This window comes from Fluviicola sp., assembly GCF_039596395.1.
In the GTDB taxonomy this organism is placed as follows: domain Bacteria; phylum Bacteroidota; class Bacteroidia; order Flavobacteriales_D; family Crocinitomicaceae; genus Fluviicola.
This window is the reverse complement of the sequence record NZ_JBCNJT010000002.1, coordinates 1,010,747-1,026,532: the sequence shown is the minus strand read 5'-3', so window position 1 is coordinate 1,026,532 and position 15,786 is coordinate 1,010,747. Positions and strand designations below refer to the sequence as shown.

At 43.9% G+C, this 15,786-nt stretch carries 15 protein-coding genes; 13 read left to right on the top strand and 2 right to left on the bottom strand.

From position 1 onward, the window contains the following. The first annotated feature begins 19 nt into the window (after positions 1-19). The 10 genes from ABDW02_RS13315 (at position 20) to ABDW02_RS13270 (ending at position 9,298) form a co-directional block, all read left to right on the top strand. A complete protein-coding gene (locus ABDW02_RS13315; protein ID WP_343635190.1) occupies positions 20-664 on the top strand; it encodes a hypothetical protein in 645 nt (214 codons plus the stop codon). Positions 665-674: 10 nt separating this feature from the next. Further along, entirely contained in the window at positions 675-1,037 is a 363-nt protein-coding gene (locus ABDW02_RS13310) for a hypothetical protein (protein WP_343635188.1), read from the top strand. A gap of 117 nt (positions 1,038-1,154) precedes the next feature. Then, a complete protein-coding gene (gene tatA / locus ABDW02_RS13305) occupies positions 1,155-1,328 on the top strand; it encodes a twin-arginine translocase TatA/TatE family subunit (protein WP_343635186.1) in 174 nt (57 codons plus the stop codon). A gap of 27 nt (positions 1,329-1,355) precedes the next feature. After that, positions 1,356-2,762 (top strand): Asp-tRNA(Asn)/Glu-tRNA(Gln) amidotransferase subunit GatA, encoded by a 1,407-nt coding sequence (gene gatA / locus ABDW02_RS13300; RefSeq protein WP_343635184.1) that lies wholly within the window; start codon positions 1,356-1,358, stop codon positions 2,760-2,762. 13 nt (positions 2,763-2,775) lie between these two features. Next, positions 2,776-4,377, top strand: a complete 1,602-nt coding sequence (locus ABDW02_RS13295) for a LysM peptidoglycan-binding domain-containing protein (protein ID WP_343635182.1) — start codon at positions 2,776-2,778, stop codon at positions 4,375-4,377. 10 nt (positions 4,378-4,387) lie between these two features. Further along, positions 4,388-5,143, top strand: coding sequence for a glycosyltransferase family 2 protein (locus ABDW02_RS13290; RefSeq protein WP_343635180.1), 756 nt, complete (start codon positions 4,388-4,390; stop codon positions 5,141-5,143). Continuing rightward, complete coding sequence (locus ABDW02_RS13285; protein WP_343635178.1) at positions 5,130-6,146, top strand: glycosyltransferase family 9 protein; 1,017 nt, start codon at positions 5,130-5,132, stop codon at positions 6,144-6,146. The genes ABDW02_RS13290 and ABDW02_RS13285 overlap by 14 nt, the downstream gene beginning before the upstream one ends. A gap of 1 nt (position 6,147) precedes the next feature. Then, complete coding sequence (locus ABDW02_RS13280; RefSeq protein ID WP_343635176.1) at positions 6,148-6,963, top strand: hypothetical protein; 816 nt, start codon at positions 6,148-6,150, stop codon at positions 6,961-6,963. A gap of 117 nt (positions 6,964-7,080) precedes the next feature. Continuing rightward, entirely contained in the window at positions 7,081-8,274 is a 1,194-nt protein-coding gene (locus ABDW02_RS13275; protein ID WP_343635174.1) for a phosphoglycerate kinase, read from the top strand. Positions 8,275-8,443: 169 nt separating this feature from the next. Beyond that, a complete protein-coding gene (locus ABDW02_RS13270) occupies positions 8,444-9,298 on the top strand; it encodes a hypothetical protein (protein WP_343635171.1) in 855 nt (284 codons plus the stop codon). Between the two features lie 99 nt (positions 9,299-9,397). Here ABDW02_RS13270 and gatC read toward each other — a convergent pair whose 3' ends face one another. Both gatC and ABDW02_RS13260 read right to left on the bottom strand, forming a co-directional pair. Next, a complete protein-coding gene (gatC, locus tag ABDW02_RS13265; protein ID WP_343635169.1) occupies positions 9,398-9,691 on the bottom strand; it encodes an Asp-tRNA(Asn)/Glu-tRNA(Gln) amidotransferase subunit GatC in 294 nt (97 codons plus the stop codon). Between the two features lie 27 nt (positions 9,692-9,718). Then, positions 9,719-10,477, bottom strand: a complete 759-nt coding sequence (locus ABDW02_RS13260) for a lysophospholipid acyltransferase family protein (RefSeq protein WP_343635167.1) — start codon at positions 10,475-10,477, stop codon at positions 9,719-9,721. Between the two features lie 121 nt (positions 10,478-10,598). Here ABDW02_RS13260 and trpS point away from each other — a divergent pair, with 121 nt between their 5' ends. The 3 genes from trpS to ppk1 all read left to right on the top strand — a co-directional run bounded on the left by trpS (position 10,599) and on the right by ppk1 (position 15,758). Then, complete coding sequence (gene trpS / locus ABDW02_RS13255; protein ID WP_343635165.1) at positions 10,599-11,567, top strand: tryptophan--tRNA ligase; 969 nt, start codon at positions 10,599-10,601, stop codon at positions 11,565-11,567. 225 nt (positions 11,568-11,792) lie between these two features. Continuing rightward, positions 11,793-13,511, top strand: a complete 1,719-nt coding sequence (locus tag ABDW02_RS13250) for an ABC transporter substrate-binding protein (RefSeq protein ID WP_343635163.1) — start codon at positions 11,793-11,795, stop codon at positions 13,509-13,511. A gap of 147 nt (positions 13,512-13,658) precedes the next feature. Continuing rightward, positions 13,659-15,758 carry a polyphosphate kinase 1 gene (ppk1, locus tag ABDW02_RS13245; RefSeq protein ID WP_343635161.1) on the top strand — a complete coding sequence of 700 codons (2,100 nt, stop codon included), beginning with the start codon at positions 13,659-13,661 and terminating at the stop codon, positions 15,756-15,758. Positions 15,759-15,786 lie beyond the last annotated feature (28 nt).

Sequence of the window (15,786 nt, the reverse complement as noted above, 5' to 3'; positions counted from 1 at the left end):
CCGTTTTCTAATATAAGTTATGAAAAAAGTTCTTCTTGTTTTTACCCTTTCCCTTCAATTTTTCAGTTTTTCCCAAAAAAGTGTTCAGTTCTCAGACCCGCTTCCTTTCGGAAGCAGTGCCCAGCTGACAACAGACAAAATTCACTTTGGAAAATACAAAAGTAGTGATTCGCAGGTGACCTATGTCATTGATGAAAAAGGTATCTCCATTGTTACCGTTGCTATTGCCAGCATTTCACGCGAACAGGTACGTGAATCTTCCAAATTACAGGTAAGAGGAAATTATTTGTTCGGGATCAAGGCCAATGATTCTGTTCCCTGCGTGCTGGAAGGAGAAAACTATTACTACGGAATTGAGTCCAAACTGGTTATTGCCGGGGAAGGTTCCATGAATACATTCATTAAGATCAACACCAACAAATACGTGATCAACTTCCACGAAGGATCTTATTTCGAGCCAAGCATTGTTACTTTTGCAGGAGGAAAAATGACCATCGTTCACAGCGAATTGAGCTACCAGCCGCTGTTTCAGTCTATTTTGCAGGTGAATACCATCACGCGTTACGGTTCGGAAGTAGCCATTCTTGCTCCTACTTATGAGCAGTGGGAACGTTTGGAAGCGGGTTTGTTTACCGGGAAAAAGCTGGTTTACATCAAAGAATAATCCTCCGGAAATGTCGAAACACTGGAAAGAGAAAACAAACCCGGAAGAACATATCGATTATATGTCCACTTCTCATATCGGTGGTTTTCCCATTCAAAATTCATCGGAAAAAGGTGAATGGGTCTATTTTGTCCGGGAATGCTCCTTTACATTTCAATTTGCTTCCATAGATCAGTTAAAGGTTGCAAAAGCCTATTTTTCAATGAAGGTCCACCCTTCTACCAAGCGATTCAACAACGGATTGGAACATTATTGGCAAAGTTGGTTTGAGCGGTTACCTGCCGGATTAATTCGCGGAACCAAACGCGTACGTATCTTAAAAGCCCTGGAAAAAGCCCTTCAGGAATTCTCACCGGATCAACCAAACAGCTGATCCCGGCGAAATAAGATTCGTTAAAAATTCAGGTTTTTTCGATCAAATGCCCGACAGTCGCATTTTTAACACTCATCTTAACTTATATTTCCTTAATTTTGCAACAAATTAGAAGTTATGAAATTAGGTGCAACAGAAATTATTTTAATCCTTGCAGTTGTTCTTTTGTTATTCGGAGGTAAAAAAATTCCTGAATTAATGAAAGGTCTTGGAAAAGGGATCAAGGAATTCAAAGACGCTAGCAAAGGCGAAGACGGAGCTGCTCCATCCACTACGGAAGAGAAAAAATAGATTTAAGCTTAAGCCAATCCATTCTACATGTATAAAACATTTTCGGAAGTTAAAGTTGCACTCTCCGCAGGGAAAACTGTGGAGAGTATCGTGCTTTCCTACTTAGAGCAAATTGAAAAAAACAACCATCTGAATGCCTTCCTGGAAGTATTTACCGAAAGCGCATTGGAACAGGCTCGTGTGGTAGATCAGAAACGGACTTCCGGAAAAGCAGGCAGATTAGCCGGCATGGTGATCGGATTGAAGGATAACATTTGTTACAAAGGACATCAAGTGAGCGCAAGCTCCAAAATCCTGGGCGGGTTCGAATCGCTTTACTCTGCAACGGTCGTAGAGCGGCTTTTAGCAGAAGATGCTGTAATTATCGGCCGTTTGAACTGCGACGAGTTTGCGATGGGAAGTTCCAACGAAAATTCCGCTTACGGTCCGGTGAAAAACAACTTGAGACCAACGCACGTACCGGGAGGTTCTTCCGGGGGTTCTGCCGTTTCTGTTTCTGCAGGAATGTGCACCGTTGCATTGGGATCGGATACCGGTGGGTCCATCAGACAACCGGCTTCTTTCACAGGAACTTACGGATTCAAACCGACATACGGAAGAGTGAGCCGCTACGGCCTAATTGCTTACGCCTCTTCTTTTGATCAGATCGGCCCGTTTGCAAACAACCTGGAAGATACGGTTTTGGTCATGGAAGTAATCGCCGGAAAAGATCCGATGGATGCAACCAGTTCTTCCAAACCGCTTGGTTTCTCTACAGACATTCCCGCAATCGGGAAAAAGAAAATTGCTTATTTGAAGGAAGCACTCGAAAACGAAAGTATGGATGCGGAAGTTCGTGCCATGATGGAAAAAATCATTGCGGACCTGCGTGCTTTGGGCCATACCGTTGAAGGAGTAAGTTTTCCTTACCTGGAATATTTGGTTCCGACTTATTACGTATTAACCACCGCGGAAGCATCTTCCAACCTTTCCCGGTTTGACGGTGTTCACTATGGGTATCAATCCCCGGAAGCTAAAGGAGTAGAACAAACCTACACCCTTTCCCGTTCGGAAGGATTCGGCCCGGAAGTGAAAAGACGTATTATGGCAGGAACATTCGTATTATCTCACGGATATTACGATGCTTATTACACCAAAGGAATGAAGGTAAGACGTGTTTTGAAAAACAAAACCAAAGAGATTTTCAGTCAATATGACCTGATGATCTTACCGACCACTCCTTCTACTGCATTTGAGTTCGGATCTATCAACGACCCGATCCAGATGTACTTACAAGACATTTTTACCGTACATGCGAACTTAACAGGAAATCCGGCGATTGCAATTCCACAGGGAACGCATAGCAACGGATTACCCATGAGTTTACAGATTATGGCTGACGATTTCAATGAAGAAGCAATTTTCTCATTGGCAAATCAGATCGCACATAATTAATCCCATTTTGCCTATGAAACGATTCGGAACCGTACTTCTTTTGCTTTTTATCACGTTGCTGAACTCAACCGATTTGATAGCGCAGCGCAGACAGAAACCTCCTGTAAAGGACACAGTAACCGGGGAAGTATTTATCCGAATAGTTGATCAGAGCCTGAGTCTTTATTACGACGATTTCTCCAAAGGAACCAATTACGATTCCATTGTAGATGCGCTGGATTACGAAGCAGGTACTATTCCATCCTTTTCGGACGAAGATTACTGCAAGCGCCTGGCGAAACTGAACGAAATCTCCTCTTTTGGCTTTGATTGCAACAACGTTTCACTGACAACCATCAAATTTTTTGCTCAAAACCGCCGGAATTTTGTTCGCGTAGCATTGGGCCGTGGCCGTTTGTATTTTGACCTTTACGAAGAAAAGCTGGCCGAATACGGACTTCCGCTTGAATTGAAATACCTTTCTGTTATCGAAAGCGGTTTGCGGCCACAGGTAAAATCCAGAGCCGGAGCATTGGGTTTGTGGCAATTCATGTATGCAACCGGGAAGCAATACGGCCTGAAGGAAAATTCCTACCTGGATGAACGTATGGACCCTGCAAAATCAACGGATGCTGCTTGCCGCTACCTGAAAAAACTGTACGACATCTACGGTGACTGGAACCTGGCTTTGGCAGCTTACAATGCTGGTCCGGGTAACGTGAACAAAGCTATCCGCCGCTCAGGAGGAAAAAGAACGTATTGGGAAGTACGGCCATTTTTGCCGCGCGAAACACAGGGTTACGTACCGAATTTCATCGCCGCAACTTACCTGATGACTTACCATGCGGAACACAATTTGCTTCCGGCAGAACCGAAAATGCATTTCTACCAATTGGATACACTTTGCCTGAACCGCGGTATTCACATGCAAACCATTGAAAAACTGGTTTCCTGGTCGGTGGAAGATATCCAAAGCCTGAACCCGGTTTACAAGACATCATACATTCCACCGACGTTTCCACAGCAATGTGTAACCGGGCCGCTTCAAAAGATCGGTTTACTGGTGAGCCTGGAAGATTCGCTTTATGCGCTGGAACAACGCATCTACGGTATTGGCGGGTACCGGAACACTTTACCTACTGATGTGGCCGTTGATCCTCAAAACGATCAGCTGGTTATTTCCAATCCGGCAACTAAAATTGATGTTCCTAAAACCAAAGTGATTACAACGATCAATTACACGTATCACAAAGTGAAGCCGGGAGAAAGCCTTGGAAGCATCGCAGCACAATACAATGTAGCGATCCAGGAATTGATGGATTGGAACGACCTCACAACCGCGCGGATTACGGTAAACCAGTTGCTGAAGATACAAACGAAGGTCAGCACCACTGTGGAAAATGAAGCATACCAGGAAGCAGTTGCAGACAGCATAGAGAATGCCGGGAACAAAACCATCATTCCTCCTGTTCAAACTCCTCTCCCTGTTGCCAAAAAATATTATTCGGTGCGAAGCGGGGATACCTTCTCCAAAATCGCTTCCAGACACGGATTAACGATGAACCAATTGGCTCGCCTGAATCCGGGAGTTTCTGCAAGCCGCATACGTGTAGGACAGCGCATACGTGTCAAATAAACTTTCTTTTATGAATTCGCTTGCAGTTGTCATCATCACGTTAAATGAAGAGCGCAACATCGAACGCTGCCTGAAATCCATTCGCGACCTGGCAGATGAGATCATTGTACTCGATGCTTTTTCTTCCGACAGAACAGCCGAAATTTGTGCAAAATACCCTGTTCGCTTCGAGCAAAGGGTATGGGAAGGCTATTCTGCCAGTAAAAATTACCTGAACAGCCTCGTTTCTTCCGATTATATTCTTTCTCTCGATGCCGATGAAGCACTGAGTGAAGCATTGTACCAGGAAATCAAAGCAGAAAAGGAAAAAGGATTCACAGGTACTTATTCTGTGAACCGCATGACGAATTACATGGGGAAATGGATCCGCCACAGTGGCTGGTACCCGGATATCAAACCGCGGTTGTTCCCGAAAGAGGGATCTTACTGGTCGGGCGAATACGTGCACGAAGAACTGGTGCACCCTCCTTCCGAGGTCAAAATTTTCAAAGGCGTACTGGAACATTATTCCTACTATTCGTATGAAGATCATCGTGCAAGAGCGGATAAATATTCACTGCTGACAGCCAAAAAATTCCATGCCAAAGGCAAAAAAGTGGGACCACTTAAACCCGCAATTAGTGCTTTGGGCCGTTTTGTTGCGATGTATTTTATTAAATTAGGATTCCTGGACGGCTGGAAAGGATTCAAAATTGCCCAGATCAGCGCCCAATCCAACGTTTTAAAGTACAAAGAACTAAGAAGACTGAATCGTGAAGGAAAATAAGAATTGGAACGGAAAACACATTGCAATCAGTCGCGTGGACAGCATTGGCGACGTACTTCTTACCCTTCCGATCACCGCCTGGCTGAAAGAACAATTCCCGACCTGCCGCATTACATTTATTTGCCGGAATTATACGGCACCTATTGTCAAATACTACGCGGCAATCGATGATATTGTAAAGGCCGACGATCTGTTTACCCTATCGAAAAAAGAACAGGCAGATGCCATTGAAAGCCTCGGAATTGATGCAGTAGTCCACGTTTTTCCGAAAAAAGAACTGGCAAAATTATTCAAAAAGGCCAAAGTTCCCATGCGTATCGGAACTTCACACCGCATGTTCCATTTGAGCACCTGCAATGTCAGGCCCAATTTTACCCGTAAAAAATCCCCGCTCCACGAGTCACAACTGAATTTTGAATTGCTTCGTCCGTTCGGGCTTACCGAAATTCCGACCTTTGAGCAGGTAAATACCTATACTTCTCATTTTGCGATTGAAAAGCAAGAGCTTCCGGAAGAATTTGAAACACTTTTGAAAAAGAAGTACGTGGTACTGCATCCTAAATCACAAGGAAGTGCCCGTGAATGGCCAATTGAGAAATACACTCAGTTAGCGGTTGAGTTGATCGGAAACGGTTACGAAGTTGTTTTTACAGGAACAGAACCCGAAGGAAAACAATTCCGCAATCTCATTCCGGTTGTCGATAAGTGTCATGATTCTACCGGGAAACTGACTATCGATCAATTGATCTGGCTGATCAAAAACGCTTCGGCTTTGGTTGCCTGCAGCACCGGGCCGCTTCACATAGCCGGTTTTATGGATGTGAAAGCCATCGGGTTATTTTCGCCGAGAATTCCCATTCATCCGGGAAGATGGAGGCCTTTGGGCAAGCATTCCACCGCATTGGTGTATGACCCCAACTGTGAAAAATGCGCTGCAAAAAAAGAATGCGATTGCATTTCCGACATTTCCGTTGAAAGCGTATTCAACGAAATCCTGAGATAACATGAGGACGGCTCTCAGCATATTGATATATAGCAATAGCTGGGTTGCTTTATGCGTCACAAGTCTGGTCTATGGGATCGGAAGTTATTTTCAATTACGCCACCTGGAATTGTTTGCAATCTGGAGTTTTACCGGAACGGTAAGTGCTTACCAGTTGCACCGCCTGTTCCGCCTGCGGCAACTCAAACATACCGTGCGCTCCAACCGTCGTTTGCTCTGGATGCAGAACACGTATACCTTCCAGGTTATTTGGTTCATTGTCAACCTCCTGGCCTGCTGCGCTTGTATTCTTTACATTCCCATTACGAAAGAAGCTATTATCCTGATAGGAATCAACCTGGTGATTGTAGCACTCTACGCTCTCCCGCTTCCGGTAATCGGGAACGGGATCCGGAATATTCCCTTTGCTAAAAACATCCTGATTTCCACCAGTTGGGTGCTGATCGTTCTGATTCCCTTTGCTTCGAATAAACAATTGACACGGGCAGGTTGGGAAATCCCTTTGCTGGTTTTCATCGCCGTTTTTGCGCAGATCATTCCTTTCGATAACCGCGATCTGGCTCACGACCCGAAATCCCTGTCAACCATTCCGCAACTGATCGGGGCACAAAAAGCGCGCTATGCAGGATTTGCATTGTTGATCATTGCTCTTGGAATACAAACGTGTTTACTGGGCTTTCACTGGCTGCTTCCGTTCACGATTCTTTGCGGAGCGGTCGGGCACTTGATTCCGTTTCTGATAGGCTATCAGCTGCGCCTGGAATTCATGTGGGAATTACCGCTTGGCTTGATGGGATTGTGGTTTTTATTAGCTTGAAACCGCGCATCTGTGGGAAAAGTTTGGATATTCGATCAGATGTAGTTCTACCAGCTATTACAAATTTGCGGTTTTCAGGTTTTAACCTAACTTTGCCCCAAAATTAAGATTCCATTAATGGCAACAATAGCAACTTACGATTTTCAAAACAAGCGTGCATTGGTACGCGTAGATTTTAATGTTCCTTTGAACAAAGAAACGCTGGAAGTAACGGACGATACGCGAATCCGTGCAGCTTTACCGACGATCAAGCACATTTTGGAAAAAGGCGGAAGCGTGGTTTTGATGTCTCACCTGGGAAGACCAAAAGAAGGCCCGGAAGACAAATTCTCATTGCGCCACATCGTAGGAAAAATTGAAAGCCTGTTGGGAAAACACGTGAAGTTTGCTTCCGACTGTATTGGAGCGAGTGCACTTGAAATGAGCTCGAACCTGAAACCGGGAGAAGTATTGCTATTGGAAAACGTGCGTTTCTACAAGCAGGAAACAGCAGGAACGGATTCTTTTGCTGCCGATCTGGCCAAGCACGGAGATTGCTACGTAAATGATGCATTCGGAACGGCACACCGCGCTCATGCTTCTACAACCGTTGTTGCCAACTACTTCCCGAACGATAAAATGTTCGGATACCTGCTGGAAGCGGAGATCAAAAGTGTAGACCGCGTGTTGAACAGCGAAGACAAACCATTGACGGCAATCGTTGGTGGGGCGAAGGTTTCTTCCAAGATCACGATCATTGAGCGTTTACTGGAAAAAGTAGATAACCTGATCGTTGGCGGCGGAATGGCTTATACCTTTGTAAAAGCACAGGGCGGTTCGGTAGGAAGCTCGTTGGTTGAAGACGATTTCCTGGCAACAGCCAACGAAATTTTGGAGAAAGCAAAAGCAAAAGGAGTGAATTTATACATTCCTACAGATACCATTGTTGCAGATAAATTCGACAACAATGCAAGCACACAATTAGTTCCGATCGGGCAAATTCCTGCAGGTTGGATGGGACTGGACGTTGGTCCGGAATCCATCAAAGCTTGTGCTGAAATCATTGAAAACTCCAAATTGATCTTGTGGAACGGCCCGATGGGCGTATTCGAAATGAGTAATTTCCAAAAAGGAACGGTAGAAGTTGCCCAGGCAATTGTGCGTGCAACTGAGAAAGGCGCATTTTCACTGATCGGTGGCGGTGATTCCGTTGCAGCAATCAATCAATTCGGGTTGGCGGATAAAGTAAGCTACGTTTCCACTGGTGGAGGAGCCATGCTGGAATATTTGGAAGGAATTGAATTGCCGGGAATCAAAGCGATTCGTTCTTAATCAGAAAACATACAAGAGAATCCCCGGTTTGTTTAGCAGATCGGGGATTTTTAGTTTACGCTTGTTCATTTTACGGGCAAAAATCTTCGTTCCTGAGCAACAGATGTTAATTTCGCGTTTTGAATTCGTGAATTATTTCTTCCTTCGAAGCCAATAGCGTTTCCAAATTATGAAAACAATCATCCTGATCCCGCTTTGTCTTGTCTCCATTTTCTCATCCGGACAGCATACCGAGAAATTTGTTGCTGAGATTTCACCGGTCAATATAGGCCTGCACACGACTCTTTCTTATAACTTCCAGGGGAAATTGAGCTACCAATTCAACAAGTACTTTTCGTTGTCTGCACGACACAACCAGGAATTGTATGCCGACATGATCTCTTCCACACAAAAAAGCAGTCCGTATCCCTACAAGAAGAATTCGCTTTCCGATATCCAGCTTGGAATTACCCTGGTGAATTCCAAACAGCCCAGACTTGATCCTACGGAAGACATTTCCCCGAAATCATGGAATCAGAAGTTATTCCGGGCAGACCTGGGCCTGACTTATTATAAATTTGCAGCGATGCAAACCGATTACTATTCCTACGATTTGGACGACCAGGGAAATTACAGCGTGATCAACAGCATCAACCGGCTTTCCGTTTCTTTGGGATTCTCCTTCATCATTCGCGAAAACAACATCAAAGACCCGAACGCTATCAAACTGAAACGCCAGCATTCTTTCTCAGCAGGTGTGTATTACGGACTCAATTACGACCTGCAGGGTTATGTGAAAATAGACGGTGAAAATCCTTCCATTCGGCCACCGAAGAACTACGGCTTTGACAGGTCCGGTTATTATTTACGCTATAACTTCCGTCAGCAAATCAACAAACATTTGTTCCTTGGAGCGGATCTGTTCCTTTCCAAAATGCCATACGTCAAATACACGCCAAATACCGATCTGTTCGTTCTCAGAGGAGGAGAAGCGGAACCGAAAATTCAGCCTTATGCAGGAATTATCATCGGCTGGGCATTTTAATTTTGTTCAAAGGCAATCTTTTCACGTTTCTCCCGTCTAATCTTCAAGAGGAAAATAAACCGAATATGACCCCGAATCAATTATCCATTTTCAATTGAATTACTTATCCAATACCTTCGCAATGCGGAAATAATCGGAATCTTTCTTCGGTGCATTTTTCAATGCTTCAGCCTGTGTTACGGTTACTTCCGGCTCATCATCCCGAAGCACATTGACTTCGTCGCTCATAAAGATCAACGGTTCCACATCATCGGTAGGAATTTCAGACAATTTACCCATGAAACCGATAATTTTATCCAAATCCTGGCGGATGGCTACTTTATCGTCTCCTTCAAAACGCAATCTTGATAAGTGCGCAATGTGATCAATTGTTTCTTCTGAAATCTTTTCCATGATGCAAAATTACAAAATTTGGCCGAATCATTTCTTCATCAACCCTCTTTCTCTGAGCGGCCCGGCTAAAATAGCGAAAACCAGGTCCGACAATTCAGCTTCCGTGAGTTCGTTCTGTTGTTCCACCGAAATAACATCGTGCATATAAATCCGCGAAATTCCCGGGTGCGCGTAACCCAAAAGCTGATCCGGATCGGAGAACATGTGGTAATGATCTAAAAACGTAATCGGAACAATCGGGATTTGCGCATTCTTGGATAATTTGAATGCACCGGATTTAAACTCCACCATTTCCGGCAGGTTATCGTCGGGGATTCCACCTTCAGGGAAAATTACAATGGACCAGCCACACTGAACCGCGGTCTTTGCCTGAATGAATGATTTTGCCGCTTTCATCCTGTCGTTGCGGTGAACCGGAATATTCAGTTTCTTGAAAAAAGTCTTTACCAGCGGATAACTCAGAATCTCACTTTTACCCATGAACAAAAACCGGTGTGTAGGTAAAATGGAATACATGATGAAAATATCAAAGTAAGAAGTGTGGTTCGAAACTATGAGGTAAGGACCTTTGGGCAATTTCACCCTTCTGAGCCGGTGAACCCAAATCACACACAAAAGGCGCACGGTAAAACTCCAGACTACATTAATCGGAAAACTCCATTTACGCCAGGAAACGCGGGAAAGTGTCAGACAAATAAACGGATAAAAGAACAGGAGTGTCGCTACGAAGATCAGCCCGACATAAAACTTGTAACATAAACTTAAGACTCCCAGGAACTGCTTCACCACTCAAAAATAACGCTTCCCGCCAATAATCAGGTACAAAAAATCCGGCATTCTTGGAATTTCTATCCAAATCCTTCCTTTTAGCTGAAAGAAACCCCTAAATTCGCAGAAAACAATTTGAATGGCACGAGTTCTTACAGGTATACAAAGCACGGGAACCCCGCATTTGGGAAATTTGCTCGGTGCGATCTTACCTGCAATTGAGATGGCAAAGGATCAGCAGAATGATTCCTTTCTTTTCATCGCAAACCTGCACACGCTGACACAGATCAAAGATGCAGAGTTGATGCGCGAAAACACTTATTCTACGGCTGCTGTTTGGTTAGCATGTGGATTGGATCCTGAGCTTACCACTTTCTACAGGCAAAGTGACGTAGCGGAAGTAACCGAACTGATGTGGCATTTATTGTGTTTTTTTCCTTACCAGCGTTTAACGCTCGCTCACAGTTTTAAAGACAAAGCAGACTATTTATCCGATGTAAATGCCGGGTTGTTCACCTACCCCATTCTCATGGCAGCGGATATTCTTTTATATGACGCGGAAGTGGTTCCGGTTGGAAAAGATCAGCAGCAACACCTGGAAATATCACGGGATGTAGCAGTGAAATTCAACCTGAAAATGGGTGAAACTTTTGTCCTTCCGGATGCAAAGATTAACGAAGCAACACAAATCATTCCCGGAACAGACGGCGAAAAAATGAGTAAGTCGCGCAACAACACGATCAATATTTTCCTGCCTGAAAAACAGTTGAAAAAGCAGGTGATGTCCATCGTTACCGACAGCAAAGGACTCGAAGAACCGAAAGATCCGGATACTTGTCATATTTTCCGTTTGTACGAATTACTGGCTTCCCCTTCCGAGATTAAAACCATGCGCGCCAATTATTTGGGTGGCAATTACGGATACGGACATGCAAAAAATTCACTTTTGGAATTGATTTTGACCAAATTTTCAACAGAAAGAGAAAAATACGATGCCCTAATGGCGGATAAGTCTCAGATTGATAAAGCCTTAGAAATAGGGGCTTCCAAAGCGAGAACTATTGCGCAGGAGACTCTAAAACGTGTTCGCAGTAAAGTTGGATACTAAAAATATTTTTATTGAACTATACCGTTTAATCAAAAAATACTATATTTGAATCAACTTATGTTACACCAACATAAACTACTCTTATTAAACCAACATGCTGAAGCTCCAATTATGGGGCTTTTGCCTTTTTAGGGGGAAAGGACTAAAAATTAAGGTGTATTTTCCCCGAAACCACTAACATTTGTTTTAAATGTTATTTTTGTAAAACACTGCAACGCGCTTACTATGTTTAAACGGTTCGTTCTTATTTCCATGATCGCTGTCGGGTTTGTCGGCTGCACAGATGACTCTGTGAACGTTGAAGATCTGAAAGCAATAGGTGGCGCACGGTACGGAGGAACATTCCGGTTCATGTCTTCGGAAAAAATCGAAACACTCATTCCGCTTCAGGCCACCACTCTTTATATTCAGCGAATTACATCCCAGCTTTTCGATCCGATTTTGCGCTTAGATGCTTCGGGGTCCAAAGTCATCCCATCTGTTGCCGAAAGTTTTACGGTTTCTCCAGACGGGAAATCCTATACCCTGAATATCCGGAAAGGAATTTACTTTCACCCGGATGAATGCCTGGACGGTGAAGGCAGGGAATTAACGGCGGAAGATGTGAAATTCACCTTGGACATGTCCTGCAGCGGATTGAAATTAAACGAAATCAGCTTCATGCTGAACGATCGTGTAGTAGGCGCTTCCGAATTCAACAAGGCAACCAAAACACAATTCAAAGCGGGCGGAGTTTCCGGTATCAAAGTATTGGACCGCTATAAAGTACAGATCAACCTGGTTGAAGCATTTGCAGGATTCGATAAGCTATTGACTTATTCCGGTTTCGGGGTCTTTCCGAAGGAAGCTTATGATTTCTACAAAGACGATATCAAAAAACACCCGGTGGGAACAGGTCCTTTCATGTTGGAAGAATTCTCCGGGAAAGGGTTGAAAATGAAACGCAATCCGAATTACTGGGCAAAAGACCAGTTCGGGAACCAGCTTCCTTTCCTTGCCGCAATCGAGTTGAGCTATACCAAAAACAAGCGCAGCGAGCTCATTGCGTTCCGCGAAAGAAAAATTGATCTGGTACTTGAGATTCCGAGAGAAGACGTGGACAATATCCTCGGATCGCTCCAGGAAGCGCAGGAAGGAAAGACCGTGAAGCATAAAGTGGATTCCAAGCAATCTTTTTCGGTAACCTTCCTGGGAATGTCTCAAAGGAATCCTGTTCTGAAGGATGATCGTGTCAGAAGAGCATTGAATCATGCCATTGACCGTAAGAGCCTCGTTGATCGCACCTTATTGGGAGAAGGATATCCGGTTTTGAACGGATTTATTCCAAACACCGAATTCTTTCCTGCAAATCGTGTAAAAGGCCCGGACTTTAATTTAAACAAAGCAAACGCCTTACTTGCCCAGGCCGGATACGCTAACGGAGAAGGTTTCCCGGAACTGGTGATTTACGTAAGCGGGAATAAAGATGCGGCAAACCATTTACTGGCAAAGGGAATCTCCAAACAACTGAAGGAGAACCTGGGAATTATCACTTCGGTGGAATTGATCGATTTCGACAAAAGAAATGAGTATGTAAAATCAGGAAAAGCCAGCTTGTGGGTTTCCGGATGGATCGCAGATTACCCGGACGGAGAAAGCTTCCTGAGTATTTTCTACGGAAAATATGCGAACCTGAATTCCGAGTTCATGAACCCGTTCAAATACCGGAATGCCCGCTTCGATGACTTGTATGTGCGCCTTAATAAAGAACTGGATCCCAAAAAACGCACAGATATTATGGTGGAATGCGACCAGCAAATTGTGGATGATGCGGTTGTCCTTCCTCTTATAAATGATGACTTTATCACGATGATTAATTCACGCGTTCGAAATTTTAAGACAAATTCTTTGGAGAATCTGGATTTTTCAAGTATATTTATAAAAGAACCAAAGGGTTCAGAATAATTATTTTTTAACTAACTCTCAGCTTGCAAAAAGTTAAAGGCAGTCCAAGGCGGATTGCCTTTTTTTGTTGCCTTAACAAAATCTCAAAAATTTCTTAACTTAGAATCAAATCCTACCTGCTAAGTTTGTCGTTTTTATAATTCATTCATGGTAAAAATTCAGGAAAACGGTTCTTCCAAACACAAAACACACAGCGCTAAATATTTCAACCGCGAATTGAGCTGGCTTGCTTTTAATGACCGCGTGCTGCAGGAAGCACTGGATGATGAAGTTCCGCTGGTAGAGCGTTTACGCTTTTTGGGAATTTATTCGAATAACCTCGATGAATTTTACCGGGTTCGTGTTGCGAATGTCAAGCGCATGATCCAGGTAGATGATCAAAAAGTAGAAGGCTACAAAGGAACAGCCGAAGAATTATATGAAGAAATCCGGAATGTAGTGATTAAGCAGCAACGCAAGTTCGAGCATGCTTATGCTTCTATTCTTCACAAATTAAGACTGAAAGGAGTCCGGCATTACGATGAACTGACCGTCAACGATAAACAGAAAGAAGAATTAAAGAATTACTTCTTTTCTTCGGTTATTCACGACATTGTGCCGGTACTGATCGATAAAAAAATGCCTTTTCCCAGATTGCGTGACAAGGCCATTTACCTGGCAGTGCGCATGGAATGGGATTACAAACGGAAAGCGCGCTTTGCCTTGATTGAGATTCCCAACCTGGTTTCGCGGTTCTACATCCTGGAATCCGAAAAAGGAAAAGGAATTATTCTCATCGACGACATTATCCGCCTGCACCTGGCAGATATCTTCCCGATCTTTTCCTTTGATACGATAGAAGCCTTTACATTCAAATTCACCCGGGATGCCGAACTGAACCTCGATGATGATGTTTCCATGTCTTTCATTGAGAAAATGGAGAAAAGCATCAAGCAGCGCAAAAAAGGCGAGCCGGTCAGAATGGTTTACGATCACCGTATGCCACAGGATTTGCTGGAAATGCTGATCCGGAGTTTGAACCTGACATTGGGAATCAATACCATCGCGGGCGGAAAATACCACAACTTCAAGGATTTCATGAAATTCCCGGATTTCGGGAATACCGATTTTGTGTATTCACCCTACAAGGCGGTGGACCATCCGAGTTTTCACAAACAACACAGTTTGATTAAAGTCATTCTCGAGAAGGATGTGTTATTGCATTATCCTTACCACCGCTTCGATCACGTAGTGGATTTGCTCCGGGAAGCAGCTATTGATCCGAAAGTGGTTTCTATCAAGATTAATATTTACCGCGTTGCGAAGAATTCACAGGTTATGAATGCGCTGGTAAATGCGGTTAGAAATGGAAAAGATGTGACGGTAGTTCTGGAACTACAGGCGCGTTTTGACGAAGAAAACAACCTGTTCTGGTCTGAAAGAATGCGAGAAGAAGGCGCCAAGGTTCTTTACGGCCCGGAAGACCTGAAAATCCATTCCAAACTGATCCAGATCAAACGGGTTTCCGACAAAAAGGAACAACTGATCACCTACGTGGGAACCGGGAATTTCAATGAGCGCTCGGCACAGGTATATACGGATATGGGACTGATTACTGTCAATAAGAAAATTGCGGAAGAAGTACACGAGGTTTTTCACATGATGGAACATCCGTTGCACCAGTACCATTTCAAAACGCTGATCGTTTCCCCGGTAAATGCCCGGAAAAAGTACCTGCACCTCATTGAGAACGAAACCAAAAATGCCAAAAAAGGATTACCGGCGTTCATTCATCTGAAAATCAACAACCTGGTAGATAAGCAACTGATAGATAAACTTTACGAAGCTTCCCAGCACGGTGTGAAGATAAAAATGATGGTTCGCGGCATATGCTGCCTGGTTCCAGGAATTAAAGGCCTGAGCCAAAATATCGAGGTTCTGAGCGTGGTAGACCGTTTCCTGGAACATACCCGCTTCCTGGTTTTCGGAAACAACGACAAACCGCTTCATTTCATTACTTCTGCGGATTGGATGGAGCGAAACCTCGACAAGCGCATTGAAGTAGGAGCACCGGTTTACGATAAAGAGATCAAGAAACTCATTGACCTGGTATTTTCCTTTCAATGGGGCGACCGGGAAAAAGCACGGATTATTGATAAATACCAGAAGAACGCATACAAAGAAGCAACTGGAAACGAAGCTGTCATCCGGTCACAGGTTGAATTGCAGAATTATTACCGGCAATTGATAGAGCATTTGGGATATTGATATACATGTAGGGCCGAAAAATTTTTCG